The organism is Serratia sp. G204Y, assembly GCF_051172435.1.
In the GTDB taxonomy this organism is placed as follows: domain Bacteria; phylum Pseudomonadota; class Gammaproteobacteria; order Enterobacterales; family Enterobacteriaceae; genus Serratia; species Serratia sarumanii.
In genome coordinates, this window is sequence record NZ_JBPIZA010000001.1 from 1,203,942 (window position 1) to 1,229,788 (window position 25,847).

Consider the following 25,847-nt stretch of genomic DNA (forward strand, 5'->3'; position numbering starts at 1 on the left):
AATAGGATCTTTCACATGGACAGGGGCAGTAAAATGAATACGTTAGACGCAATCCGCCAGCGCCGCGCCACCAAACAGTTTGATGCGCAGCACGTGATGACGCTCGAAGAGAAAAAAGCGTTGCTGACTATCGCGCTGCAGGGCGCACCCAGCGCTTTTAACCTGCAGCACTGGCGCCCGTTGCTGATCGAAGATCGCGCCCAGCGCGAGAAAATTCGCGAAGCGGCGTGGGGGCAGACACAGGTCACCGATGCGTCGATGCTGGTCGTGCTGTGCGGCGATCTGTCGAGCTGGGAGTCACAGGTAAAAAACGTCTGGGCCGAGGCGGCGGAGCCGGTACAGCAGTTCATGATCCCGGCCGTCGATCAGTATTATCGCGGTAAGCCGCAGGTGCAGCGCGACGAAGTGATGCGCAGCAGCGGTATCTTCGCCCAGACGCTGATGCTGGCGGCCAAGGCGCAGGGCTACGACTCTTGCCCGATGGACGGGTTTGATTTCGACGCCGTGGGCGAGATCATCAACAAACCGGCGCACTATCAGATCTCGCTGATGGTCGCCATCGGCAAGGCGGCGGGGCAGCCTTATCCGCGCATCGGCAAACTGCCGTTCGACGAGGTGGTGAAAACCGATCGCTTCTGAGCTGGGCGGTGAATGACAAAAGGGAAGGCTTGCGCCTTCCCTTATTTTTTGCGATGCACAGTTCGTTCCAGTAGCTGAAACGGATGCGCCGTTGCAGGCGGTGATGCCACATGGCCAACTCCTTCTACCCTACACGGTGTAAATAAATAACACCGCGCCGGGCGCAAGACGAATGCCTTATTGTGCATAGCTTGCCCGCCGGACGGGATTAACCGGTTTTATCAGCCCGCCGGGCGACCGGCGAGAGCCGCCAGCCGAAGTTCATGCCCGCCGCGGCGCCCAGGATCGCCAGCGTGCCCAGTAGCTGCAACAGGCTGAGGCGGTGGCCGAATGCCGCCCAGTCCACCACGATCGCCACCGCCGGGTAGATGAACGACAGGGCGCCGACCAGAGAGGTGGGGATCTTCTGAATGGCGCCGTACAGCAGCGTGGACATCAAGCCGGTATGCACCAGGCCGAGGGTCGCCAGCAGCAACCAGTCGATCGGGGCCGCAGGCGGCGTGGCCAGGCCGGCGAACGGCGCCATCACCAGCGCGCCGACGGTCAGCTGAATCAACACGATCAGCTGCGGCGGCAGCGCGGCCAGCTGTTTGACGATCGCCGCCGCAATGGCGTACATCAGGGCCGCGCCCAGCGCCAGCGCCACGCCGAGCAGATAGTCATCGCCGCCGCCGCCGTTTTGCCGGCCGGTGACGATCAACACCATTCCCGCGAACGCCAGCAGAAGCCAGCCCAGCCGATTAGCCGTCAGTTTTTCGCCGAACAGCAGCGCCCCCAGCGCCACCAACATGAACGGCTGAACGTGGTAGGTAACGGTGGCGACTGCGATCGAGGCATGTGCATAGGCGGCAAACAGCAGCGTCCAGTTGAGCACCAGGGCGATTCCCCCCAGAATGGCGAAGCTCAGCTGGCGCCGGTTGATCGCGCCTGATTTCAGCTGACCGAGTGCGGCGCAGGTCGCCAGCATGGCCAGCGCGCCGAACGCGCAGCGCCAAAACACCACCGTCGCGGGCGGCTGCCCTAAAACGAGCACCGGCCACCCCACGGTGCCGGAGATGGTCATGGCGAGGATCATTTGCACTGCGCCGCGCGTTTTCGTTTTCATGTGGTTTCCCTCGTTGCCTGCCCGCACTTGCGGCAAAGCGGTGCAATCATTAAAATGAACAATCGAACATTATGATGAACATGAATACGAGTGTTCGTCAAGCCGAACAAATGGATGGCATAGCGAACAATGAGTGACGATCGGATGCAGAACATCACGCCTATCGGCCTGCTGTCGGCGGCAATCCGCCGCGAGCGGGAGCGGTTGAACCTGTCGGTGACCGAACTGGCGAAGCGAGCGGGTATCGCCAAATCCACGCTGTCGCAGCTGGAAGCCGGCAGCGGCAATCCCAGCCTGGAAACGCTGTGGGCGCTGGCGATGGCGCTGGACGTGCCGGTCAGCCGGCTGATTTCACAGCCGAGCAGGCAGGTGCAAGTGATCCGCGCCCATGAAGGCACGCCGGCGCTGTCGGAGCAGGGCAACTACGCCGCCACGCTGCTGGCCACCTGCCCGCCGGGGGCGCAGCGCGACATTTACCGGCTGCGGGTGCAGCCCGGCGAAGCCAAACTTTCCCGGCCGCATCCCCCCGGCACCGTCGAGCATGTGATCATCAGCAGCGGGCGCGCGCGCCTGGGGCCGGCGGACCAGCCGCTGGAGCTGAGCGCCGGCGATTACATCAGCTACTCCGCCGATCGCGAGCACGTTTTCGAAGCGCTGGAGCCGGAGACCACCGCCGTGATGCTGATCGAGCAGGGCTAACCCGGGCGTTGACGGTTCGTTTATTGAAAATGATTCTCAATTATATTAGTGTGCCCGCCTGTTTTGACGCCGGGACGGGCGCGTAGCCCGGCGTCGCCGTTTATTGCCCTTCAAGGACCGAAGATGAAAATCGCTATTCCTTCCCTGCTGTTATTCGCCGGTTTGACGGCAACGCACCCGGCCACCGTGTTGGCCGTTGCACCGCCCGCCGCGGCGGATCAGGGCCAGAACGACACGGCCAACAACGATTTCAGCTTCGTACGCTATCGCGCGGATTACCGCGTCAACGCCAACGCCACCAACGTGAAAACGGAAAGCTACGAAATGCTGCTGAAGACCAAGGCGGCGGTCGAGAAATTCAGCCAGATCCGCCTGAGCTACAGCGAAAAAATGGAAACGCTGGAGGTGGTCGCCGCCTACACGCTGACCGCCGACGGCCAGCGCCACGACGTGGCGCCCGATCGCATCTATACCCAGGAAAGCTACTCCAGCGCCACGGCGCCGCTGTATGCCGACCGCAAAGTGCGCGTCATCGTGTTCTCCAACCTGGCGCCGGGATCGCGCGTGGTGTATGAGCTGCGCCGCACGCAAAACACCCCGTATTTCCCCGACTATTTCGGCCTGTGGGAGACGTTCAGCGTTTTCGACCAGTTCGACGACGCCGAAGTGACGCTGCAGGCGCCGGCCAAGCTGCCGATGCATATCTTCACGCGCGGCGTGGAAGGCGGGGACCAGCCGCAGATCCGCGACGGGCAGGCGCACTGGCGCTGGCATTATTCGCGCAGCACGCCGATGAAATCACAAAACTGGGCGGCGGACAGCTGGACCTTCAGCCCGACCATCATGGCCAGCACCTACCGCGAGTGGCCGCAGTTGGCCAAGGCCTACCAGCTGAAGGCCGGCGCGGCGGCGCAGGTGACGCCGGGCATCCAGGCGTTGGCGGACAACATCACCGCCGGCATCAGCGATCGGCGCGAGCAGGCGGAGGCCCTCTATCGCTGGGTGGCGCAAAACATTCGTTACGTGGCGGTGTATCTGGGCAACGGCGGGCTGGAGCCGAATTCGGCGCAGAGCATTCTCGACAACCACTACGGCGACTGCAAGGATCACGTGGTGATCCTGGAGGCGCTGCTCGCCGCCAAAGGCATTGCAAGCTCGCCGGTGCTGATCGGCATGGACGAAGGCCCGATACTGCCTAAAGTGCCGCTGCTCAGCCGCTTTAATCACGCCATCACCTACGTGCCGGAATTCAAACTGTACCTGGATTCCACCAATCCGTGGGCGCGCTTCGGGCAACTGCCGGAAGGCGATCTGGGGGCGCCGGTGCTGCTGACGCGCGACGCCAAACTGGCGCGCACGCCGGGCAGCGACGAGCAGCCGGTCAAGAGCGCGTTGAGCGTCGATTTCGTGTTCGACAAAGCGGGTAATCTGCACGGGCAAACCGAGCGTCGGCTGAGCGAAGTGGAAGAGATTGACCTGCGGGGCTACTTCTCGCAGATCAACCGGCAGAACCGGGCGCAGGCCGAAGCGTCGATCATGTCCGCCTCCGGCATCGACGGCAGCGGCGAGGTGGCGATGAACAGCGATCCGCTGGATCTCAAAAAACAGTTCGGTTACCGCTTCCGCTTCAAGGCGGACGACTACGTCGATTTCGGCGTGGTGGGCGGCATGACGCTGCCCAATCCGCCCGGCGGCAAATCGTTCCGCACGCTGTACACCACCACGGCGGCGCCGGGCAACGAAACGCCGTTCTACTGCAGCGCGCAGCGCTACGACGAAACCTACCGTCTGCAGTTGCCGGCCAACGTACCGATCATCGCCATTCCGCAAGACAGGCAGTTCCGCAATGCGGCGGGCGACTATCGCGTGGCGTGGCGGCGCGACGGGCAGCAGGTGATCGTCAATCATCAACTGCAGGTGAACGCCATCCGCGGCAAGGAAGCGCTGTGCCAGGCGCAGGATTACCCGGCGTTCCGCGAGCTGTTCCAGCAGGTGCGGCGCGGTTTCCGCGGCCAGGTGGTGTACGGCGAATTGGCCACCGGCAAGTAAGCCGCTGCCCGTAGCTGGATAAAAAAATGGCCCCCAACCAGATAAGAGTTTGGGGGCCCGTAGCGTTCCTGCTAGGCGATGTTGACCGCGCGCACCTCTTTGGATCTCAGCATCACGCGGATCGGCACCGATTAGTCGCAGCCCGTCTAACCGGAGGCGGGCCGCCGGGGCGTTACTTGTTCACCACCAGGCCGACGCCGCGGCCGCGCGGATCGGACGCGGTTTCCGGCGTGCGGCCATCGATGCGGATGGCCTGAATATCCCCCATGTTCCAGCCTTGGTCTTCGAGGGTGTAGCCCATGGCTTTCAGCTCGTCCGCCGGTTTGCCGGTCAGCGGGGCAAAGCTGTCATAGTACAGGGTGTCCTTCGGCAACAGCTGATGGTGCACGCGCTGGGTGGCCACCGCCTGCGCCAGCGGCAGATGGTAATCGTAGAGGTTGTTGATCACCTGGAAGATCGAGGTGAAGATGCGCGATCCGCCCGGCGTGCCGATCACCAGGCTGACCTCGCCGTCGCGGGTGATGATGGTCGGGCTCATCGAGGAGAGCATGCGTTTGCCCGGCTCGATGGCGTTGGCGTCGCTGCCCACCACGCCGAAGGCATTGGCGACGCCGGGTTTGGCGCTGAAGTCGTCCATCTCGTCGTTGAGCAGGAAGCCGGCGCCTTTAACCACCACGCCGCTGCCGAAGTCCCAGTTGAGCGTATAGGTGTTGCTGACCGCGTTGCCGGCGGCATCGACGATCGAGAAGTGGGTGGTTTGGTGGGTTTCCAGCCCCGGCCGCACCTGTTCGGTCGGCGAGATCGCCGTCGGGTTGATCTCGGCGGCGCGTTTCTTCAGGTAGTCGGGGGCGATCAGTTGCGCTTCCGGCACGTGAGTGAAATCCGGGTCGCCGAGGTAGTCGGCGCGATCGGCGAACACGCGTTTTTCGATTTCCGCCAGCAGGTGGATATAGCGCGCCGAGTTCAGCGGCACCCCCTTGAAATCGGCGGCGCGATCCTCTTTTATCCCCAGCAGCTGCGCCAGCGCAATGCCGCCGGAGCTGGGCAGCGGGGCGGTATATACGGTGTTGCCGCGCCAGCTGATGCGCATCGGTTCACGCCATTTCACCCGATAGTCGGCCAAATCCGCCGCGCCGATCAGCCCATTGTCGCGCTGCATTTGCGCCACCAGCAGGCGCGCGGTTTCGCCGTGATAAAAATCGTCGGCGCCCGACTTGGCGATGCGCTCGAGCGTGGCCGCCAGCTCCGGCTGTTTGAACACCGCGCCGGGCTTCATGGCGCCGAAATAGTCGCCGAAGTTGGTTTTCCCGGCGAACAGTTTGTTGGCGTCTTCACGGTACTGATACTGCTGATCCGCCACGGTGAAACCTTGCCGGGCGTAGCCGATCGCCGGCGTCAGCAGTTCGGCCCACGGCAGCTTGCCGAAGCGTTTATGCGCTTCCCACAACCCCAGCACGGTGCCCGGCACGCCGGCGGCGCGGCTGCCCACCAGGCTAAGATTTTCGATCACTTCGCCTTTCTCGTTCAGATACATAGTTTTGCTGGCGGCCTTGGGCGCCACTTCGCGGTAGTCGAGGAAATAGGGTTTACCGTCGACGTACAGCGTCATAAAGCCGCCGCCGCCGATATTGCCGGCTTCAGGGTAGGTGACCGCCAGGGTAAAGGCGGTGGCGACCGCTGCGTCAACCGCATTGCCGCCGGCCTGCAGAATGTGCGCGGCGACGTTAGCGCCATACCGATCCGGGGCGGCGACCGCACCGGCGGTGAGATCGGCGGCAAAGGCGGTGGGAAGGGAGCAGGCCAGGGCCACGCTCAGAGCTATCGTTTTCAATAAACCGGCAGACATAGACGATCCTTTTAGCGATTTTCAGTTATCAGGTGAATTCAACTAATTATTTTGAAACAGCAGGTTAGCGCGTTTTCTTCGGGATGTTGCGGCGCTTTATTGAAGGTAGCAGCGGTCAGGCGGGGCCGCCTGACCAGAGTAGCGAATCGTGACGTGGCGCGTTATGCGCCGGCGGGCAGCGCCGACTGCAGCCATTGGCAGAAGTGCCGGGCGAGCGGGTTGTGTTCGCTGTCGCGGTGCAGCAGCCACGCCCAGTTGGCACCGCGCACGCGTTGCTCGGTTAACGGTTGCAGCAGCCCGGCGTCGCGCGCGTGCTGCGCCAGCAGTTGGCTGACCAACGCGATGCCGAGGCCGTTGCAGGCGGCGTCCAGCAGCAGACCGGGATCGGAGAAGTTCAGCCCGCTGTCGCGCTGGCCGACGTGCGCGCCGCCCGCCACCGTCCAGTGGCTCCAGTCCATCTCCCGTTCGCCGTGCAGGGTCACGCGCTGCTCCGCCGCCAACGCCAGCAGGCTGGGGTGGCAGGCGGGATAAAGCCGGTCGCTGCAGAGCAGGTTAAAGGTGCAGTCCGCCTGCGCGCTGAGATCGTCGCGGATCGCCAGATCGATACTGTCCGTCGCCATATTCGGCGGTTCAAAGCTGGTGAACAGCCACAGGTCGACCTGCGGATGCTGCCGATTGAAGTCGCCCAGCCGCGGCGTCAGCCAGTGGCGGGCGAAAGCCGGGGTGGTGTTGACGATCAGCTGGTTGGGTTTGCGGTACTGATCCAAACGGCGAATGCCAACCGCCAGCTGTTGCAGCATCACCTGCGCGGTGCTGAACAGATCGTGGCCGGCGTCGGTCAGCGCCACGCTGCGGCCGGTGCGGAAGAACAGCGGCTGCTCCAGAAACGCTTCGAGGCTGCGGATCTGCTGGCTGATGGCCGACTGGGTAAGGTGCAGCTCTTCGGCTGCCTGATGAAAACTGCCCAGGCGCGCTGCCGCTTCGAAACCGCGCAGCGCGCTCAAAGGGGGCCAGTGTTTTAACATTATCGATAAGCCTGTCTAATCAGATATCCGCTAAATATATCGTTTGTAGCGGTGCCAGGGGAAGACTAGCATAAGATTCAACCGCACAACCGTGAATTATTCGGTTAACTTTTTGAATTATAAATGATTAAAAGAGGTCTTTAATGTCAACTCGTCGCGTGTTTCTTAAACAGCTTTCCGCCGTTGCCAGGGTCGGTTTGACGGCCTCGTTAGGCATTCCGTTACGCAGTCACGCAGAAGCTGCGCTTAATCCGGCCTGGCGGATGCCCGACGAAGGGGAACCGCAGCAGCGGGCGTTTCTCGCCTTCGGCGCGCAGCGGGCCATCTGGGGCGAATTCACGGCGGATGTGCAGGCGGCGCAGGGGCGTATCGCCCGCGCCATCGCCGAGTTTCAGCCGGTGACGGTATTTTGCCGCGGCAATGAACGGCAATTGGCCGAGGCCACCTGCGGCAGTCACAACGTCAGCTATGTCGTCACCGAGCTGGATGACATCTGGGTGCGCGATTTCGGCGCCAATTTCGTCGTCAACGGCGCCGGCGAACTCGGAGCGGTGGATTTCAACTTCAACGGCTGGGGCAATAAACAGCGGCATGCCAGGGATGCGCGCCTGGCGGCGTTTGCCGCCAACCGCTACGGTGCAGCCCAACTGCGCCGCAGCGCATTGGTGGGTGAAGGCGGCGGTATCGAAGTGGACGGGCACGGCACCGGCATCATGACCGAGAGCAGCTGGGTGAATGCGAACCGCAATCCGGGCTGGAGCCGGGAACGGGTGGAGCAGGAGCTGAAAGCGATGCTCGGCCTGCGCAAAATAATCTGGCTGCCGGGCATTAAAGGCCGGGACATCACCGACGCCCACGTCGATTTTTACGCCCGCTTCGTGCGGCCGGGCGTGGTGGTGGCCAACCTGGACACCGATCCGGCCTCTTATGACCATGCGGTTACCCAGCAACATCTGGCGATCCTCAAAGCCGCGACCGACGCCGACGGCCGCCGGCTGCAGGTGCATACGCTTTCGCCGCCGCTGGCGCCGCGCGACAGCCGATTCAGCCGCAACAACCCGGATTTTGCGGCGGGCTACATCAACTATTTCGTCATCAACGGCGCGGTGATCGCCCCGGAGTTTGGCGATCCGCAGGCGGATCGGGCGGCGCTTGCGCTGCTGACGGCGCTCTATCCGCAGCGCAAGGTGGTGCAGTTGGAGATCGACGCCATCGCGGCCGGCGGCGGCGGCATTCACTGCGTGACCAGCCAACTGCCAAGGCACGGCCGGTAATACCGCGCAATGTTCAAAAAATGCGCACCGGGTTGTTTGTCACGATCGGCTGTGGTTGGCTTAGCGCTGACACAAGGAGAAAATCATGACCGATTCACCCTCGACCATTCCCACCTGGTATCGCGATCCGCGCGCGGAAGAGGCCATGGCCGATGGCCATGCGCCCATCTGGCGACATCTTATCGGCCTGGTGCCGGAAAACGAACTGTCCGGCGTGAAGGTGCTGGATTTCGGCTGCAATCAGGGCGGTTTTCTGCGCCTGCTGTACCAGCTCCGCCCATTTCAGCAGGGGCTTGGCGTTGATATCGCTCGCCGGTCCGTCGATGAAGCCAACCGGCTGAAAGGGCATCTGCCGGTGGTTTATCAAACCGATACGCGGCTGAACGGCTGGGACGACCATTTTGATATCGCCTTCAGTCATGAAGTCATCTATCTGATCGACGATATTGCCCAGCATGCTGCCGATATACTGCGGGTGCTGAAGCCGGGCGGCGTTTACTATGCGGTGACCGGTTGCCACACCGGCAACCCGCTGTGGCCGCAGTGGCGTGAACGGGTGGCTGCAGAAACCCATACCGTGGTGCAGGATCGGTCGCTGGCCGACTATGCGCGCATTTTCTCCGCCGCGGGGTTCCAGGTCTCTGCCCGCAGGCTGGGCTTTTCCGGCTTCGTGCCCTATGAGCCGGACGGGTGGATGCCGGATATCGCGGCGGCAATCGACTACTATTGGCACACCAAAACGGTGTTCAGGCTGGTTAAACCCTAAAAATCCTACGTGGCGCAGCCCCCGGCTGAAGTGGAACGCTTTATTGCATTGGCTAAAAACCGCTGCGCCAGTTTGCTGAAACCACGCTGAGCGATATTGCTCCACCATTTCCCGCTTCGACAAGATTTTACCGAATCCTTACGCAACCCTTTCAGAAGCGAATGTCGGCATTCGATATATTGAGAATAGTCATTCTCAATGGGATCGTATTGCAATGCAGAGGAAAACGCTTTTGCTGCTCGGGCTGTCGCTGTTGTTGGCCGCCTGCGATGGGCAAAACGCCGGTGCGCCAGCCGGCGCGGGCGCAGAACAGGAGGTCGGCGTGGTCACGCTGCGCGGCCAGTCAGTGACCCTGAGCAGCGAGTTGACCGGCCGGGTCAACGCCACCATGACATCCGACGTGCGGCCGCAGGTCGACGGCATCATCAAGCAGCGGCTGTTTACCGAAGGGGCCGAGGTCAAGGCCGGGCAGGTATTGTATCAAATTGACCCTGCCAGCTATCAGGCCAGCTACGATCAGGCCGCGGCCCAGCTGAAAAACGCCCAGGCCACGGTGCAATCCACCCGGCTCAAATCGCAGCGCTATGCGGCGCTGGTGAAAGAGAACGGCGTTTCTCAGCAGGATGCGGACGATGCCAAAGCCGCCTATCTGGCGGCCGTGGCGTCGGTGGCCCAATATCAGGCGGCGCTGGAGACGGCGCGCATCAACCTCGCCTATACCCAGGTGCGGGCGCCGATCGCCGGGCGTATCGGCATCTCGTCGGTGACGCCGGGCGCGCTGGTCACCGCCAGCCAAAGCGATGCGTTAGCCACCATCCGCGCGCTCGACCCGATCTATGTCGATCTGACCCAGTCCAGCGCCCAACTGCTTAAACTGCGGCGCCAGCAGGCGGCGTTACAGCGCGGCGCGGTCACGCCGGTCGCCATCAAGCTGGAGGACGGCACGCCTTATGCTCACGCCGGCAAGCTCGAGCTGACCGAGGTGGCGGTGGACGAAGCCACCGGTTCGGTCACGCTGCGCGCGGTGTTCCCCAACCCCGAACATGAATTGTTGCCCGGTATGTATGTCCACGCCACGGTGGCTAACGGCGTCGATCCCAAAGCCATTCTGGCGCCGCAGCAGGGCATAACCCGCAATGCCAAAGGGGAAGCCACCGCGTTGGTGGTGGACGAACAGAACAAAGTGGCGCAGCGCACCGTCAGCGCCGAACGGGTGGTGGGCAGCAATTGGCTGATCGGCAGCGGGCTGAACGAAGGCGATCGCCTGATCGTCGAAGGCACCAGCAAGGTGACGATCGGCGCCGCGGTGAAGCCGGTTGAGGTTTCGGTCGACAAAACCCAACTCGGGGAGCAGTGATATGGCGCAGTTCTTTATCCGGCGGCCGGTATTCGCCTGGGTGATCGCCATCATCATCATGCTGTGCGGCCTGATGTCGATCAATTCGTTGCCCGTTTCGCAGTACCCGGACGTCTCGCCGCCGCAGATCTCCATCTCCGCCACCTACCCGGGCGCGGACGCGGAAACGCTGGAAAACAGCGTCACGCAGGTGATTGAGCAGCAGCTCACCGGCCTGGACGGCCTGCTGTATTTTTCTTCGACCAGCAGCTCCAGCGGCTCGGTCAGCATCAACGTCACCTTTGATCAGGGCACCGATCCGGATATCGCTCAGGTGCAGGTGCAAAACAAGGTGCAGCAGGCGGAAAGCCGTTTGCCGAGCGCGGTTACCGCGCAGGGCGTGACGGTCAAGAAATCCCAGAGCAGCTTCTTGCTGATCGTCGGGCTGTATGACGAAAGCGACAAGGCGACGATGGCCGATATCTCCGACTATCTGGTCAGCAACCTGCAGGATCCGCTGTCGCGCATCGAGGGCGTGGGGGACGTGCAGGTGTTCGGCTCGGAATACGCGATGCGCATCTGGCTGGATCCGACCAAGCTGGCGAGCTATGCGCTGATGCCTTCCGACGTGCAGACGGCGATCGAAGCGCAAAACACCCAGGTGTCCGCCGGCAAGATCGGCGATCTGCCGGCCGCCGCCGATCAGCAGCTGACCGCCACGGTAAAGGCGCAGTCGCGGCTGCAAACGCCGGAACAGTTTCGCAATATCATCCTGAAAAGCGACAGCAGCGGCGCGCTGGTGCGGCTGGGCGACGTGGCGCGAATTGAGCTGGGCAACGAGGACTACTCCGCCAGCGCGCACCTCAACGGCCACCCGGCGGCGGGGATCGCGGTCAAGCTGGCGGCGGGCGCCAACGCCCTCAACACCGCCAAGCTGGTGAAGGCCAAGGTGGCGGAATACCAAAGCGCGATGCCGCAGGGCTACAAGGTGGCCTACCCGAAAGACAGCACCGACTTTATCAATATCTCGATCGAGGAGGTGGTGAAAACGCTGTTCGAAGCGGTGGCGTTAGTGGTGGTGGTGATGTTCGTGTTCCTGCAAAACCTGCGCACCACGCTGATCCCGACCATCACCGTGCCGGTAGTGTTGCTGGGCACCTTCGGCGTGCTGGCGGCGTTCGGCTATTCAATCAATACCCTGACGCTGTTCGGCATGGTGTTGGCGATCGGGCTGTTGGTGGACGACGCCATCGTGGTGGTGGAAAACGTCGAGCGCGTGATGCGGGAGGATAAGCTGCCGCCGCGCGAAGCGACGGAGAAATCGATGCGTGAAATCACCGGCGCATTGGTCGGCATTGCGCAGGTGCTGTCGGCGGTGTTTCTGCCGATGGCGTTCTTCGGCGGCTCCACCGGGGTGATCTATCGCCAGTTTTCGATCACCGTCGTCTCCTCGATGGTGCTGTCGGTGGTGCTGGCGTTGACACTGGCGCCGGCATTGTGCGCCACGCTGCTGAAGCCAGCGCACGACGCGCAGACCGACAAGGGCTGGCTGGGCAAATTCAACCGCGGCTATGACCGGCTGCAGGAGAAGTACGCCGACAAGGTCGGCGGGGTGATCCACCGGCCGACGCGCTATCTGCTGCTGTACGGCCTGCTGTTGATCGCCGCGGCCGTGATGTACCTGCGCTTGCCGACCGGCTTTCTGCCCAACGAGGATCAGGGCACGGTGATGGTGCAGTACACCTTGCCGGCCGGCGCCACCAACGCGCGCACCTCGGCGGTGAGCGAGGCGGTGACCGCCTATTTCCTCGACCAGGAAAAGGCCAACGTCAGCACCATTTTCACCATTAACGGTTTCGGCTTCAGCGGCAGCGGGCAAAACGCCGGCATGGCGTTCGTCAGCCTCAAAGACTGGAGCCAGCGCAGCGGCAGCGAGAACACCGCCGACGCCATCGCCAAACGCGCCATGGCGCACTTCGCCACGCTGCGCGACGCCCAGGTCTTCTCCATGAGCCCGCCGGCGATCGACGGTTTCGGCCAGTCCGACGGCTTCACCTTCGAGCTGCAGGCCAAAGGGGCGACCACCCGCGCCGAGCTGCAGGCGATGCGCGACCAGATCGTTGCCGCCGCCGCCGGCAATCCATCGCTGCTGGCGGTGCGCGCCAACACCTTGCCGGATACCCCGCAGCTGCAGGTGGAGATCGACAACGGCAAGCTGCAGGCGCTCGGCCTGAGCGCCGCCGACGTCAACAGCACCCTCAGCAGCGCGTTCGGCAGCACCTACATCAACGACTTTATCGATCGCAACCGGGTGAAAAAAGTCTATATGCAGGGCGATGTGCAGTACCGCGCCAAGCCGGAAGATCTTGACCGCTGGTTTGTGCGCGGCACCAACGCGTCGGGTGCCAGCAGCATGACGCCGTTCTCCGCCTTCGCGTCTTCGCACTGGATCTACGGGCCGGAAAACCTGTCGCGCTATAACGGGCTGTCGTCGTTCGAGATCACCGGGCAGGGCGCCACCGGCGTCAGCTCCGGTACGGCGATGAGCGAGATGGAGAAACTGGCGGCAACATTCTCCGCCGGCAGCAGCTACTCCTGGAGCGGGCTGTCCTATCAGGAGCGGCTGACCAGCGGCCAGGCGTCGTCGCTGTACGCCATTTCGCTGATCGTGGTGTTCCTGTGCCTGGCGGCGCTGTATGAGAGTTGGTCGATTCCGTTCGCGGTGATGTTGGTGGTGCCGATGGGCGTGGTGGGATCGCTGCTGGCGATCACCCTGCGCGGGCTGGAAAACGACATCTACTTCCAGGTGGCGCTGCTCACCATCATCGGCCTGTCGGCGAAGAACGCCATTTTGATCGTCGAGTTCGCCGAGGAGATGCACCAGCGGGGCGAAACGCTGATTGGCGCGGCGGTCCACGCGGCGCGCATGCGCCTGCGGCCGATCCTGATGACCTCGCTGGCGTTTACCGCCGGGGTGCTGCCGCTGGCGGTATCCAGCGGCGCCGGCGCCAACAGCCGCATCGCCATCGGTACCGGCATCATCGGCGGCACCATCACCGCCACCGCCTTGGCGATCTTTTTCGTCCCGCTGTTTTATGTGTTGGTGCGCCGCATGTTTACCCGTCGGCCCGCCAACCCGCCGTCACAGGCAGGAGAATAACGTGTTGCAACGAGTCATGATGTTAACTTTACCGCTGCTGCTGACCGGCTGTCTGTCGCTGGATCCGCACTACCAGCGCCCGGCGGCGCCGGTGCCCGCCAACCTGCCGCAGGGCGAGGCCGGCGGCAACCGGGCGCTGAGCTACCCGGACGTCGCCTGGCGCGACTATGTCCAGGACGCCCGGCTGCGCCAGGTGGTGGCGCTGGGGCTGAACAGCAGCCGCGATCTGCGCGAGGCAATCGCCAATATCGCGTCGGCGCGCGCCCTGTACGGCGAGCAGCGCTCGGCGCTGTTCCCGACAATCAATGCCACCGCCGACGGCAGCCGCGGGCGGGCACTGACCGGCAGCGGCAACGCCACCGCGCTGAGCCAAAGCTACGAAGCTGCGGCCGGCGTCAGCGCATTCGAGTTGGATCTGTTCGGCAAAAACGCCAGCCTGTCGCGCGCGGCGTTCGAAACCTATCTGGCGAACTCGGAGGCGGCGAAAAGCACCCGCCTGACGCTGATCGCCGATATCGTCACCGACTGGGTGGCGGTGGCGGCCGAGCGCAGCAATCTGGCGGTGGCGCAGCAGACGATGGCGAGCGCCAAACGGTCGCTGGACGTCACGCGCAACAATCAACAGCACGGGATTGCGTCGCTGGTTGACGTGGCGTCGGCGGAAACCGTCTATCAGCAGGCGCGATCGGACGCCGCCAGCTACGCTACCAGCGCCGCGCAGGCGAAAAACGCGCTGGATTTGGCGGTGGGGCAAAGCGTGCCGGAAAGCCTGCTGCCGAGCGGCATCGAGGCGCTCGGCGGGATCATGCGCGATCTGCCGGCCGGCGTCTCTTCGCAAGTGTTGCTGAAGCGGCCGGACGTGCTGCAGGCCGAGCATAACCTGAAATCCGCCAACGCCAATATCGGCTCGGCGCGGGCGGCGTTCTTCCCGTCGATCAGCCTGACCGCCAGCGGCGGGGTGGGCAGCGGTGAACTCTCCTCGTTGTTCAGCCACGGCGCCGGCGTCTGGTCGTTCGCACCGAGCATCAGCCTGCCGATCTTCAGCGGCGGCTATAACACGGCTCAGTTGAACTACACCCAGGCGCAGAAAGACCTGTATGTCGCCACCTATGAGAAAGCGGTGCAGACGGCATTTCAGGAAACCGCCGACGCGCTGGCGCGCAAGGCCACGCTGCAGGAACAGCTGGCGGCGCAGACCGGCTATGTGGCGGCGGCGCAGCAATATTATCGCCTGGCCGAGCTGCGTTACCGCCAGGGCGTTGACAGCTACCTGACGCTGCTGGACGCGCAGCGCACGCTGTACACGGCGCAGCAGGCGCTGATCGCCGCGCAGCAGACCGCGTATGACAATCAGGCCACCCTGTATAAAGTGTTGGGCGGCGGCGTTGCCGCCGAGCGGCAGGGGGACGGCGTCATCGCCGACAAGACGACGCTCAGCCGCTAACCGTCAACCGCGCGCGCCGGGAGTGTGGCTGCGCGCGGTTTTTTTATGGAAAGTGTAAAGAAACGGAAAACCCGGCCGGCGGCCAGAACTCGCCGGGGCAGGCAGAGTCAGACAGAGAACCGCATTCCTCTTTTATTCATACCGGCTCGAGGTCGTCATGGCAGAAGACATTCAGCAACAGGTCATCGCGCTTATCGCCGCCTTCAACGCATCAGGGCGGCTGAAGAAAGGCGTGGTCATCACCCCGGAAACCGAGATCAACACCGAGCTCAACCTGTCGTTCAGCGATTCCAATACGCTGATGCGCCGCTACTTCGATACCTTCGGCGTCGACAGCGGCAACTATAACCACGAGCTGTATTTCCAACCGCCGGTCAACACCGGCCGCTGGTTTTCCCCCTCCGCCTGCAAAGAACACCCCCGGCCGCTGTGCGTGTCGATGCTGGTGCGTTCCGCGCGCGCCAAACGCTGGCTGTACGATATCCACTTTCTTATCGAACAGCTGCGCCAGGCCTGACGCGCCGCTTAATCCGGCTCGGCCGGAGGAAAACCGGCTTCGTCCAGCGCGGCGCCGAAGGCATCGCTGTGCAACGCACTGTCGATGAGCACTTCCCGCCTGGCCGGATCGGTTTGAATACGCGCCTGCGGGTCAACGTTCAGCAACGCCCTGGTGACGGAACTGGCGCAGCCGCCGCAGGTCATGGCTGGAATATGAAAACGAATCATTTTTACTCTCCTCGTCGATTACGGTGTTTGATAACGGTAAAGCTTGCCAGCGTGACAGGGTCAAACTATTTTTATGACGATTCACGCGGTCGTCGTGGTTTCGGCTCGCGCATCACCCCGAAATGCGGCGTTTGGCGCGGCGCGATGAGCGCCACCGGTTGCGCTAAACCCGCCAGAATAGGGCAATCGGGGCGCGTATTGCCGTGGCAATGGCCGGCAAGGCGTTCCAGCGTTTGCGCCATCGTCTGCAGTTGCGCAATCTTGGCTTTCAGCACGGCGATATGGGATAGCGCTACGGCTTTAACATCGGCGCTGGCGCGTTCGCGGTCGTGCCACAACATCAGCAACGCAGATATCTGCTCAACGGAAAAACCCAGGTCGCGTGAGCGCCGGATAAAACGCAGGCCATGCACGTCCGACATGCCGTAGTGGCGGTATCCCGCATCGGAGCGAGCCGCTCTCGGGATCAGGCCTATTTGCTCGTAATAGCGAATCATCTTCGCCGAAACGCCGGATAACCGGGCTGCTTGTCCGATGTTCATCCTGTCCTCCTGTTACGATGATGCCGATATTCCGCCGGGTGGCGCGGTTGCCGCCGCCGCTTCAGCGCGGCTCTCGACGGCCATCGGCGCCTGGAAACGTTTGAGCCGCAGCGCATTGCCAAGGACGAAAACGCTGGAAAGCGCCATCGCGGCCGCGGCGAAAATAGGCGAAAGCAGCGTGCCGTTCAGGGGATAAAGCGCGCCGGCTGCCACTGGGATCAGGACGGCGTTATAGGCGAAGGCCCAAAACAGGTTCTGCTTGATGTTGCGGATCGTCGCCTGGCTGAGCGCAATGGCGTTGGCTACGCCGCGCAGGTCGCCCGACATCAGCACCACATCGGCCGCTTCTATCGCCACATCGGTGCCTGTACCGATAGCCAGCCCAACGTCCGCCTCCGCCAGTGCCGGCGCATCGTTGATGCCGTCGCCGACGAAGGCGACTTTCGCGCCGCTGTTGCGGAAGGATTTCAACGCCGCCACCTTGCCTTCGGGAAGCACTTCGGCCGCGACTTCGTCAATCCCCAATTGCCGGGCGATCGCCGCTGCCGTCGCGGCATTGTCGCCGGTGATCATCGCAACCTTGAGCCCAAGCGCATGCAGCGCAGCGATAGCTTCCGGCGTTGTTTCCTTAATCGGATCGGCAACGGCGATCACCGCAGCCAAACGGCCATCAATGGCGGCATAAAGCGGGCTTTTCCCCTGGGCGCCGAGGCGCTCGGCGACGGGCTGAAAACGTGTCACATCAAGCCCGAGCCTGATCATGAAGCGATCTGCGCCAACGGAGATCCGGCGTTGGCCGATGCGCGCCGTTACGCCGAAACCGGGTGTGGCGTCGAAACTGTCGACAGCGGCGAGCGTAAGATTCTGCTCTCTTGCCGCCGCGACGATAGCTTCGGCGATGGGGTGTTCGGACCGTGTCTCGACCGCAGCGACCAAGGCCAGTACTTCGTGGTATTCGAAACCGTCAGCGGGCACCAGATCGGTCAACTCGGGGCGGCCTTTGGTCAGCGTGCCGGTTTTGTCGAGGGCGATAACGCCCACATCGCGCAGGGCCTGCAACGCTTCGCCCTTGCGAAACAGCACGCCCAGCTCGGCGGCGCGCCCGGTGCCGACCATGATAGAGGTTGGCGTCGCCAGACCCATGGCGCAAGGGCAGGCAATAATCAACACGGCGACCGCATTCACCAGCGCGAAGGTCAGCGCGGGCGACGGCCCGAAGAACAGCCAAACCAGAAAGGTCAGTACCGCCGCCGCCATGACGGCCGGAACAAACCACATCGTCACCTTATCGACCAACGCCTGAATCGGCAGTTTGGAACCCTGCGCTTCCTCCACCAATCGAATGATTTGCGCCAGGACAGTATTCGCGCCGACTTTTGTCGCCCGGAAACTGAACGCGCCGGTTTTGTTGATGGTTCCGCCGACCACATCGGCCCCCACGGTTTTCTCGACCGGCACCGATTCACCGGTGATCATGCTTTCATCGACATAAGACGCGCCTTCCAGAACTTCGCCATCCACCGCGATTTTCTCCCCCGGCCGGACGAAGACCACATCACCGGCAACCACCTGTTCGAGAGGGATTTCAACCGTTTCGCCATGCCGTTCAACGCGTGCGACCTTGGGTTGAAGGCCGACGAGCCGTTTGATGGCCTGTGAGGTGCGCCCCTTGGCGCGCGCCTCCAGCACGCGTCCGAGCAGGATCAGCGTGACGATCACGGCGGCGGCTTCGAAATAGACGTTGGCGGTGCCCTGCGGTAACACCCCGGGGGCGAAAGTGGCGACCAGCGAATAACCGTAGGCCGCCGCCGTGCCGACCGCAACCAGCGAGTTCATGTCGGGGGCGCCGCGCAGCAGCGCAGGAACGCCTTTGCGGAAGAAGCGCAGGCCGGGGCCAAATAAGACCAAAGTGGTGAGGACAAACTGGATATACCAGCTTGTCTGCACGCCCAACCCCTCCATGACCCACTCATGTATGGCGGGAATGAGGTGCGACCCCATTTCCAACAGGAATACCGGCAGGGTGAACAGGGCGGCGCCGAACAGGGCGCGCCGCAACGCGCGTGACTCATTTTCGCGCCGTTCGGCGGCCTGGTCGTCCGCGCTGGGGCTATCCGCCGTCAGGCGGCGAGGCGTATAACCGGCGCGGGTGACGGCAGCGGCGAGGTCTTCCAGGGATACGGTGCCGGCCAGATAGCGCACCCGCGCGCGTTCGGTCGCCAGATTGACATTGGCTTCGGTAACGCCGGCGACCTGGCTCAACGCTTTCTCCACCCGCCCGACACAGGAGGCGCAGGTCATATTTTCGATCGCCAGCTCAGTGGTTTCTTCTCGCACGGTATAGCCGGCGCCTTCGATGGCGCGGGCCGCCGCCTGCGGATTCGCCTGGCCGGTAAACGTGATGTCGGCGCGTTCGGTGGCGAGATTGACCGTTGCCGCCTGCACGCCGGGAACCGCCGTCAAGGCCCGCTCGACGCGACCGACGCAGGAGGCGCAGGTCATGCCTTCAACCGGCAGACTCAGACGCGCGGACGAAGGCTGGGGGAAGTTGGCATTGGATGAATTCATGTTATGTGCCCTTAAAGGAGTGGCTGGTATCAGCAAGGCTAGAGCTTCCCATCGGGGGAAGGTCAAGGTTCATCGCCGATTTTTGCCGTCATGAACGAACCGGTCGCGCCACGGCAATCGTTTTTTGCCGCCGCGCACGTCTCCCAGCCGCCGCCGAGCGCTTTGTAGATGCCCACCACGGCAAGCCGCTGACGCGTGCCGGCCTGCGTCAATGCGCGCCGGCTGGCGAAGTCGGCCCGTTCTGCCTCGAGCACCTCCAGATAAATGCCTTCGCCCGCGGCAAAACGCGTCTGGGCGAGCCGGGCCGCTTCGCGATTCGCCGCCGCCTCAAGTAACCGCAGATCCAACGTGCTGACCGCCTCAGCATAGGTTTTGAAAGCATCGTCCGTTTCGCGCAGCGCGCTCAGCACCGTCCGCTCGTAAATCAACAGCGCCTGTTGTGTTCGCGCCTCGCTGGCGGCGATCCGGGCGCGTACGCGCCCGATATCGAGAAATGCCCAGCGAATCACTGGGCTGATCACACCGGAGAACGCACCGGCGCCAGTCAGCGCATCGAGGTTGCCGGCGACCAGCCCGATCGAACCTCGCGCTTCGATGCGCGGGTAGAGCGCCGCCGTTTCCACGCCAATCATGGCGGTGGCTGCCGCAAGTTCCCGTTCAGCCGCCACAATGTCGGCGCGCCGGGCGAGCAGGGCGCCGGGCGTGCCCACGGCGATCGTCCGCAGCACTGGCGGCTGGCTTCCCCATTCGGCGGAAGGAGGGCGGAATGTCTGGGGCATTTCGCCAAGCAGCGTCGCCAATGCGTTGACGGCGGCGGCTCGGCGGCGTTCCAGCTCTGGCGTCGCCGCTTCGACGTTGCGCAATAGCGCCTCGGCGCGCAATCGGTCGAATTCGCTGGCGGCGCCGGCGCTCATTTGTTTTTTTACCAGCACCAAACTTTCACGCTGGCTGTGGCTAATTTCGGCGACCATCTTAAGTTCGGCGTCTAAACCTCGCAGTTCTAGCCAGGTGGCGGCCACTTCCGCAGCGACGCCCGCCTGAACGCCACGCAGCAACGCTTCGCGGCTTCCCGCCAGCGCCTGGGCGGCCTCAATCGAGCGCCGAACGTGTCCAAAGAGATCGATTTCCCATGTCGAATCAATCGCACCGCGATAGGTTTGCGTATGGCGTGGCTGGGCGGCCAGCTTCTCCGCTTCACCCAGTCGACGCGTCTCATAACTCAGCGCGGCACCGGCGCGCGGCAGGAAATCCTGCCGCTGTTCACGCAACAGGGCTCTGGCTTCGTCTACTCGGGCGACGGCGATACCGACATCATGGTTCGCCGCCAACGCGCGCTGAACCAAATCCGTGAGAGCAGGATCGTCAAAGAGGCGCCACCAGGCGAGTTCGAAATTTCCGGCACTCAGCCCCGCCGGTGGTTGGCCGAAGCCGGCAGGGTGACGGGCGACAGGCGGCGAGTAATCGGGGCCCACCGCCGCACATCCGGTTAGCAAGGCGAGCGCGCTCAGCGGCAATAACAAGGTTCTACGAAGATTTTTCATCAGACTCGCTCCTTACGGCTGGCTTTGGCTTTGGCTTTGGCACGATATTGCTCGAATCGGGTCGCCAGGCCGCGAATCACGACGTAAAAGACCGGCGTCAGGAACAGGCCGAACAAGGTCACGCCCAGCATGCCGGCGAAGACCGCCACCCCCATGGCATGGCGCATTTCCGCCCCCGCGCCGCTGGCGAAGATCAACGGAATAACGCCGGCGATAAACGCGATTGAAGTCATCACTATCGGTCTTAATCGCAGCCGGCAGGCCTTAATCACCGCCTCGAGCGCGTTGGCGCCTTCATCCTCCAGGCTGCGGGCGAACTCGACGATCAGAATGGCGTTTTTGGCGGCCAGGCCGACCAGCACAATGAGGCCTATTTGCACGAAAACGTTGTTGTCGCCGCCCAGCAGCCAGACGCCAATCATGGCGCTCAACAGACACATCGGCACGATCAGCAGCACGGCCAAAGGCAGTAGCCAGCTGTTGTATTGCGTGGCCAGAATGAGATAGGCGAGCAGCACGCACAGCGGAAAAATGAACAGCGCCGCGTCGCCCGCGAGCTTTTGCTGATAGGTGAGATCGGTCCATTCGACGGTCATGCCTTCCGGCAGCGTCTCTTTCGCCAAGCGCTCCATCAATGCAGCCGCCTGACCGGAACTGACGCCCATCGCCGCACCGCCCGAGATATCAGCCGATGGATAGCCGTTGTAACGAATGATGCGATCCGGGCCGGAGCCGGGCGTAACGGTGACAAAGGAAGACAGCGGCAGCATGTCGCCGGCTGCGTTGCGCACCTGCAGCCGGCCGATAGCTTCGGCCTGCATGCGATGGACGGCATCGGCCTGAGCGGTGACTTTGTAGGTGCGGCCGAATCGGTTGAAATCGTTGATGTAAAGCGAGCCGAGGTAGATTTGCAGCGACTCGAACACATCCGCCAGGCTGACACCCTGACTTTGCGCCTGAGTGCGGTCGATAACCACATCGAGCTGCGGCGCGTTGATATCCAGACTGGTCATCAGACCGGCGACCTGGCCCGATTCGGTGGCTTTCATCATCAGGATCCGCGTGTGCTCAACCAGGGACTCGAGCCCCGCACCGCTGCGATCCTCCACCTGCATCTTGAATCCGCCGGTAGCGCCGAGACCGGGAACGGGCGGTGGCGGAAATACGCCGAGGAAACCATCGGGAATGTCGGCGAATTTCGCCTGCAGCCGACCGGCTATGGCGGAGGCAGCCAGGTCGGGCGTGGCGCGATCTTTAAACGGATCGAGCATGACGAACATCACGGCGGCGTTCGGCACATTGACGAAGCCGTTAATCGACAGCCCCGGAAAGGCCACGACGCTTTCCACCCCGGGTTCCGCCAGCGCGATCTTCGACATCTGTTTAACGACCGCATCGGTGCGATCCAGCGAGGCCGAATTGGGCAGTTGGGCGATGCCCACCAGATAGTACTTATCCTGCATGGGCACGAAGCCCGGCGGAACGGCCTGGAAGCTGAAAAACGTCAGAACGAGCAGCCCGCCGTAAATAGCCAGCGCCATCCCGCGGACGCGCACCGTTTTACGCACGGCATTGGCATACGCGTCCGGCGCGCGTTGGAAAGGCCGGACAGCGGCTTGCAAGACGCGCCCAATGCGGCCGGGAGCGCGAGGTTTCGCCGGATGAGGCCGCAGCAACATGCCCGCCAGCGCCGGGCTGAGCGTAAGCGAATTGAGCGCCGACAGCAGGGTTGAAATGGCGATGGTCAGCGCGAACTGTCGGTAAAACTCGCCCTGTAAACCGCTCAGGAACGCTGTTGGAACGAAAACTGCGGCCAGCACCGAGGTGATGGCGACGATCGGCCCGGTGACTTCATTCATGGCGAGTCGCGCGGCTTGCTGCGGCGTTTTGCCGTTTTCGATGTGTCGTTCGACGTTTTCCACCACCACGATCGCGTCATCGACGACGATGCCGATAGACAATACCAAACCGAACAGGGACAGCGTATTGAGAGAGAAGCCCATCAAGTACATGATGGCGAACGTGCCGACCAGCGAAACCGGCACCGCGAGCAGCGGAATCAGCGAGGCTCGCCAGCTGCGCAGGAACACCACTACCACGATCACCACCAGCAGGATCGCTTCCAGCAGGGTCGTCACAACCGACTCGAGCGATGCCCGCACGAAAACCGTGGGATCGTAGGCGATCCGTGAACTGAGTCCGGCAGGAAAGTTGCCCTCCAGGCGCTTGACGGTCGCTCTGACCGCCTGAGCGACGTCCAGCGCGTTGGCGCCCGGGCTCTGAATGATTTGCAGCGCGACGGCCGGCTCGCCGTCGAGCAGGCTGCGCAGCGCATACGCATCGGCGCCCATTTCTATACGGGCGACGTCGCGCAAGCGGGTCACCCGGCCGTCGCTGCCGGTGCGGATGATGATATCGCCAAACTGTTTCTCATCGGCCAGACGGCCGAGGGTATTGACCGTAACCTGAAATGCGGCATTGGAATCGGGCGCCTGACCGACGGAACCGGCCGCCACCTGAACGTTTTGCTCGCGCACCGCAGCGATCACATCGCCGGCGGTTAGCCCGCGCGCGGCGATCAGATCCGGATCCAGCCAGAGCCGCATGCTGTATTCGCCGGCTCCCCAGACCTGGACATCGCTGACGCCCGGAATGCGGGACAGTTCATCACGAACCTGCAGATAAGCGTAATTTGAGATATAAAGCGGATCGTAGCGTTGGTCAGGCGACAGGAGATGCACCACCATCAGGATGTCCGGTGAGGTTTTCTGCGTCACTACGCCTTGGTGCTGTACCTCTGCAGGCAAGCGGGGTAACGCGCGCGCGACCCGATTTTGCACCTGGATCTGCGCCATGTCGGCATTCGTTCCCTGGGCAAAGGTGACGGTCAACGTCATTCGGCCGTCGGTCGCCGCCTGTGAAGACATGTAAAGCATGCCTTCGACGCCGGTGATGGCTTGCTCAAGCGGTGCGGCCACCGTTTCCGCGATCACTTTCGGGTTGGCGCCGGGGTAAGACGCCGTCACTTGTACGGTAGGCGGCGTAACCGCAGGGTATTCGCTGAGCGGCAACTGGAATAACGCCACGGTGCCGGCGATCAGCGTCAAGATGGAGAGCACGATGGCGAAGATCGGGCGTTTAATGAAGAAACGAGGGAAAGTCATGTCGCGTCTCCCGCAGCGTTCAATTGCTCGATAGGCGCGCCGTCAATCTCGGCGGGCTGCGGCGTGATTGACATGCCGGGGCGCACCAGCCCTTTCACGACGATGCGTTCTCCCGGCCGCAGGCCGTGCTCTATCACGCGCAGTCCTTCAACGACCGGGCCAAGTTCAACGGGGCGGTATTCGGTTTTGTCATTCTCATCGACGACCAGGACATAGCGCCGGTTTTGATCGGTGCCAATCGATTGGTCGGCGATCAGGATCTTGGCCTGCGGCGCGCCGGTTTCCAGCTTGACTCTGGCGAACAACCCAGGTGACAGTCGCCCATCCGGGTTATCGATCACCGCGCGCAGGCGCACCGTTCCCGTCGTGCGGTCGGCGGTATTGGACTGGAAATCGACGCGCCCGCGCCGGGAATAGGTTTTGTCTGCAAGTAACGCCACCGATACCCGAATGTCAGGTGGCGCCGTTTTATTGCGCCACGCGGTCAACGATTGCAAATAGGTGCGTTCATCCACATCGAAATAGACGTGGAGTGGATCGACCGAGACCAGCGTGGTGAGCGGCGTGACGCCGCCGGTGACATAGTTGCCTTCGGTGACGAGCGTCTGGCCTACGCGTCCGGCAATCGGCGCGGTGACGCGGGTGAACTCCAGATCCAACTTTGCCGCCTCCCGCGCCGCTTTCGCTGCGTTGACCTGCGCATTGCTCGCTTTCATCATGGCGGTGGCCGAATCAAACCGATCGCGGGCGATAACGTTTTTATTGAACAACGTCTTAGCGCGCACATAGTCGGCCTGGGCTAGCGTTGAGGCGGCTTCCGCTTCTTGCAAACGCGCCGTCGCCTCGTTCAGCGCGGCTTGAAATGGCCGCGGATCGATGAGAAAGAGCGGGTGGCCTTTTTCTATCAGGCGACCTTCCGGCACATTTACCGCCAGCACATAACCGGCGACCCGAGGCCGCAACTCAACGTGCTTGACCGCGGCCAGCGAACCGGTGAATTCGGCAAAGGGCGTTATCGGGCGGACTAAAACATCAGCCACAGGAACTCGGGGAGGCGGCGCAGGTGTCGCCGAAGACGGGTTTTCTTTGCAGCCGGCAACGGCGAAAGCGCCGTTTATCGCCGCTGCGATCAGGATTATGGTTTTGGCTTTCATCATTTGACCTTTCCTACCGAAGTCGACAGTGGAATTCACTGCGTGGAAGCAGTTCATCCCGCGTTATCCGACTTCCAACGTTGGGAAGGTCAAGCGATTTTTGGTTTATTGCAAAGGGGATGCCGCGTCGTCGCTATCTGGTGCGATCCCCTGAACGGCTATTTCTGCAGCACCTCGACGAACTTCGCCAGCCACTGCGGATGCGCCGGCCAGGCCGGGGCGGTGACCAGATTGCCGTCGACGTGCGCCTGATCGATGCCGATCTCCGCATAATGGCCGCCGCCCAGCCGCACCTCCGGCGCACAGGCCGGGTAGGCGCTGCAGGTGCGGCCTTGCAACACCCCGGCCGCCGCCAGCAGCTGCGGGCCGTGGCAAACGGCGGCGATCGGCTTTTTCGCGGCGTCAAACGCCTGCACCAGCGCGATCACGTCGGGATTCAGGCGCAGGTATTCCGGCGCCCGGCCGCCGGGGATCAAGAGCGCATCGTAGTGCTCTTCTTTGGCGGTGGCGAAGTCGGCGTTCAGGGTGAAACGGTGGCCGGGTTTCTCGCTGTAGGTTTGCGCGCCGTCAAAATCGTGGATCGCGGTCATGATGTAGTCGCCGACGGCTTTGCCGGGACACACGGCGTCCACCCAATGGCCGATCATCTGCAACGCCTGAAACGGCACCATGGTTTCGTAATCTTCGGCATAGTCACCGACCAGCATCAGGATCTTTTTCTTGCTCATGATCACAACTCCTGCGGGATGGGGATTGCCTAAGGTATAGCCCAGCGGCCCTGGGAATGCGAACCGGGAAGCGCCTATCTA

At 62.9% G+C, this 25,847-nt stretch carries 19 protein-coding genes; 9 read left to right on the forward strand and 10 right to left on the reverse strand.

Going from position 1 to position 25,847, the window contains the following annotated elements:
• Nucleotides 1-33: 33 nt before the first annotated feature.
• On the forward strand, nt 34-639 hold the full coding sequence (locus tag ACSBQQ_RS05855; RefSeq protein ID WP_060428041.1) for a nitroreductase family protein: 606 nt from the start codon (nt 34-36) through the stop codon (nt 637-639).
• Between the two features lie 208 nt (nt 640-847).
• On the opposite strand, the gene ACSBQQ_RS05860 is transcribed toward ACSBQQ_RS05855, so the two are convergent.
• A complete protein-coding gene (locus ACSBQQ_RS05860; protein WP_033648363.1) occupies nt 848-1,744 on the reverse strand; it encodes a DMT family transporter in 897 nt (298 codons plus the stop codon).
• 129 nt (nt 1,745-1,873) lie between these two features.
• Here ACSBQQ_RS05860 and ACSBQQ_RS05865 point away from each other — a divergent pair, with 129 nt between their 5' ends.
• Nucleotides 1,874-2,443, forward strand: a complete 570-nt coding sequence (locus tag ACSBQQ_RS05865) for a helix-turn-helix domain-containing protein (protein ID WP_047730677.1) — start codon at nt 1,874-1,876, stop codon at nt 2,441-2,443.
• A gap of 123 nt (nt 2,444-2,566) precedes the next feature.
• Nucleotides 2,567-4,492 (forward strand): DUF3857 domain-containing protein, encoded by a 1,926-nt coding sequence (locus ACSBQQ_RS05870; protein ID WP_049212209.1) that lies wholly within the window; start codon nt 2,567-2,569, stop codon nt 4,490-4,492.
• A 172-nt stretch (nt 4,493-4,664) separates the two neighbouring features.
• Here ACSBQQ_RS05870 and ggt read toward each other — a convergent pair whose 3' ends face one another.
• A complete protein-coding gene (gene ggt / locus ACSBQQ_RS05875) occupies nt 4,665-6,338 on the reverse strand; it encodes a gamma-glutamyltransferase (RefSeq protein WP_060428043.1) in 1,674 nt (557 codons plus the stop codon).
• A 161-nt stretch (nt 6,339-6,499) separates the two neighbouring features.
• Complete coding sequence (locus ACSBQQ_RS05880; RefSeq protein ID WP_060420799.1) at nt 6,500-7,363, reverse strand: LysR substrate-binding domain-containing protein; 864 nt, start codon at nt 7,361-7,363, stop codon at nt 6,500-6,502.
• A gap of 143 nt (nt 7,364-7,506) precedes the next feature.
• Here ACSBQQ_RS05880 and ACSBQQ_RS05885 point away from each other — a divergent pair, with 143 nt between their 5' ends.
• The 6 genes from ACSBQQ_RS05885 to ACSBQQ_RS05910 all read left to right on the forward strand — a co-directional run bounded on the left by ACSBQQ_RS05885 (nt 7,507) and on the right by ACSBQQ_RS05910 (nt 15,860).
• Nucleotides 7,507-8,637, forward strand: a complete 1,131-nt coding sequence (locus ACSBQQ_RS05885) for an agmatine deiminase family protein (RefSeq protein ID WP_060428045.1) — start codon at nt 7,507-7,509, stop codon at nt 8,635-8,637.
• An 85-nt stretch (nt 8,638-8,722) separates the two neighbouring features.
• Nucleotides 8,723-9,403 carry a class I SAM-dependent methyltransferase gene (locus tag ACSBQQ_RS05890; RefSeq protein WP_033653125.1) on the forward strand — a complete coding sequence of 227 codons (681 nt, stop codon included), beginning with the start codon at nt 8,723-8,725 and terminating at the stop codon, nt 9,401-9,403.
• Nucleotides 9,404-9,617: 214 nt separating this feature from the next.
• Nucleotides 9,618-10,760: an efflux RND transporter periplasmic adaptor subunit gene (locus ACSBQQ_RS05895; RefSeq protein WP_060428048.1), complete on the forward strand. Its 1,143-nt coding sequence runs from the start codon at nt 9,618-9,620 to the stop codon at nt 10,758-10,760.
• A 1-nt stretch (nt 10,761) separates the two neighbouring features.
• Entirely contained in the window at nt 10,762-13,899 is a 3,138-nt protein-coding gene (locus ACSBQQ_RS05900) for an efflux RND transporter permease subunit (RefSeq protein ID WP_060428050.1), read from the forward strand.
• A 1-nt stretch (nt 13,900) separates the two neighbouring features.
• Complete coding sequence (locus tag ACSBQQ_RS05905; protein ID WP_049196928.1) at nt 13,901-15,343, forward strand: efflux transporter outer membrane subunit; 1,443 nt, start codon at nt 13,901-13,903, stop codon at nt 15,341-15,343.
• Between the two features lie 157 nt (nt 15,344-15,500).
• Nucleotides 15,501-15,860 carry a DUF1493 family protein gene (locus tag ACSBQQ_RS05910; RefSeq protein WP_060428052.1) on the forward strand — a complete coding sequence of 120 codons (360 nt, stop codon included), beginning with the start codon at nt 15,501-15,503 and terminating at the stop codon, nt 15,858-15,860.
• A gap of 8 nt (nt 15,861-15,868) precedes the next feature.
• Here the strand turns inward: ACSBQQ_RS05910 and ACSBQQ_RS05915 are convergent, their stop codons facing one another.
• From ACSBQQ_RS05915 to ACSBQQ_RS05945, 7 genes are all read right to left on the reverse strand, one after another.
• Complete coding sequence (locus ACSBQQ_RS05915; RefSeq protein ID WP_170310378.1) at nt 15,869-16,066, reverse strand: heavy-metal-associated domain-containing protein; 198 nt, start codon at nt 16,064-16,066, stop codon at nt 15,869-15,871.
• A gap of 74 nt (nt 16,067-16,140) precedes the next feature.
• The gene (gene cueR, locus ACSBQQ_RS05920) at nt 16,141-16,611 is read right to left on the reverse strand and encodes a Cu(I)-responsive transcriptional regulator (RefSeq protein ID WP_033653133.1); all 471 of its coding nucleotides are present in this window, start codon (nt 16,609-16,611) and stop codon (nt 16,141-16,143) included.
• A gap of 12 nt (nt 16,612-16,623) precedes the next feature.
• Nucleotides 16,624-19,179, reverse strand: a complete 2,556-nt coding sequence (locus ACSBQQ_RS05925; protein ID WP_060428055.1) for a heavy metal translocating P-type ATPase — start codon at nt 19,177-19,179, stop codon at nt 16,624-16,626.
• Between the two features lie 62 nt (nt 19,180-19,241).
• Complete coding sequence (locus tag ACSBQQ_RS05930; protein ID WP_060428056.1) at nt 19,242-20,720, reverse strand: efflux transporter outer membrane subunit; 1,479 nt, start codon at nt 20,718-20,720, stop codon at nt 19,242-19,244.
• A complete protein-coding gene (locus tag ACSBQQ_RS05935; protein ID WP_060428058.1) occupies nt 20,720-23,884 on the reverse strand; it encodes an efflux RND transporter permease subunit in 3,165 nt (1,054 codons plus the stop codon). The genes ACSBQQ_RS05930 and ACSBQQ_RS05935 overlap by 1 nt, the downstream gene beginning before the upstream one ends.
• The gene (locus ACSBQQ_RS05940; RefSeq protein WP_269454185.1) at nt 23,881-25,041 is read right to left on the reverse strand and encodes an efflux RND transporter periplasmic adaptor subunit; all 1,161 of its coding nucleotides are present in this window, start codon (nt 25,039-25,041) and stop codon (nt 23,881-23,883) included. The genes ACSBQQ_RS05935 and ACSBQQ_RS05940 overlap by 4 nt, the downstream gene beginning before the upstream one ends.
• Nucleotides 25,042-25,196: 155 nt before the next feature.
• On the reverse strand, nt 25,197-25,766 hold the full coding sequence (locus tag ACSBQQ_RS05945) for a DJ-1/PfpI family protein (protein WP_033634573.1): 570 nt from the start codon (nt 25,764-25,766) through the stop codon (nt 25,197-25,199).
• Nucleotides 25,767-25,847: the final 81 nt, after the last annotated feature.

Excerpts from the sequence above, each read along its gene's own strand:
- ACSBQQ_RS05855 (WP_060428041.1), top strand. The coding sequence starts at position 34 with ATGAATACGTTAGACGCAATCCGCCAGCGCCGCGCCACCAAACAGTTT.
- ACSBQQ_RS05860 (WP_033648363.1), bottom strand. The coding sequence starts at position 1,744 with ATGAAAACGAAAACGCGCGGCGCAGTGCAAATGATCCTCGCCATGACC.
- ACSBQQ_RS05865 (WP_047730677.1), top strand. The coding sequence starts at position 1,874 with ATGAGTGACGATCGGATGCAGAACATCACGCCTATCGGCCTGCTGTCG.
- ACSBQQ_RS05870 (WP_049212209.1), top strand. The coding sequence starts at position 2,567 with ATGAAAATCGCTATTCCTTCCCTGCTGTTATTCGCCGGTTTGACGGCA.
- ggt (WP_060428043.1), bottom strand. The coding sequence starts at position 6,338 with ATGTCTGCCGGTTTATTGAAAACGATAGCTCTGAGCGTGGCCCTGGCC.
- ACSBQQ_RS05880 (WP_060420799.1), bottom strand. The coding sequence starts at position 7,363 with ATGTTAAAACACTGGCCCCCTTTGAGCGCGCTGCGCGGTTTCGAAGCG.
- ACSBQQ_RS05885 (WP_060428045.1), top strand. The coding sequence starts at position 7,507 with ATGTCAACTCGTCGCGTGTTTCTTAAACAGCTTTCCGCCGTTGCCAGG.
- ACSBQQ_RS05890 (WP_033653125.1), top strand. The coding sequence starts at position 8,723 with ATGACCGATTCACCCTCGACCATTCCCACCTGGTATCGCGATCCGCGC.
- ACSBQQ_RS05895 (WP_060428048.1), top strand. The coding sequence starts at position 9,618 with ATGCAGAGGAAAACGCTTTTGCTGCTCGGGCTGTCGCTGTTGTTGGCC.
- ACSBQQ_RS05900 (WP_060428050.1), top strand. The coding sequence starts at position 10,762 with ATGGCGCAGTTCTTTATCCGGCGGCCGGTATTCGCCTGGGTGATCGCC.
- ACSBQQ_RS05910 (WP_060428052.1), top strand. The coding sequence starts at position 15,501 with ATGGCAGAAGACATTCAGCAACAGGTCATCGCGCTTATCGCCGCCTTC.
- cueR (WP_033653133.1), bottom strand. The coding sequence starts at position 16,611 with ATGAACATCGGACAAGCAGCCCGGTTATCCGGCGTTTCGGCGAAGATG.
- ACSBQQ_RS05925 (WP_060428055.1), bottom strand. The coding sequence starts at position 19,179 with ATGAATTCATCCAATGCCAACTTCCCCCAGCCTTCGTCCGCGCGTCTG.
- ACSBQQ_RS05930 (WP_060428056.1), bottom strand. The coding sequence starts at position 20,720 with ATGAAAAATCTTCGTAGAACCTTGTTATTGCCGCTGAGCGCGCTCGCC.
- ACSBQQ_RS05935 (WP_060428058.1), bottom strand. The coding sequence starts at position 23,884 with ATGACTTTCCCTCGTTTCTTCATTAAACGCCCGATCTTCGCCATCGTG.
- ACSBQQ_RS05940 (WP_269454185.1), bottom strand. The coding sequence starts at position 25,041 with ATGATGAAAGCCAAAACCATAATCCTGATCGCAGCGGCGATAAACGGC.
- ACSBQQ_RS05945 (WP_033634573.1), bottom strand. The coding sequence starts at position 25,766 with ATGAGCAAGAAAAAGATCCTGATGCTGGTCGGTGACTATGCCGAAGAT.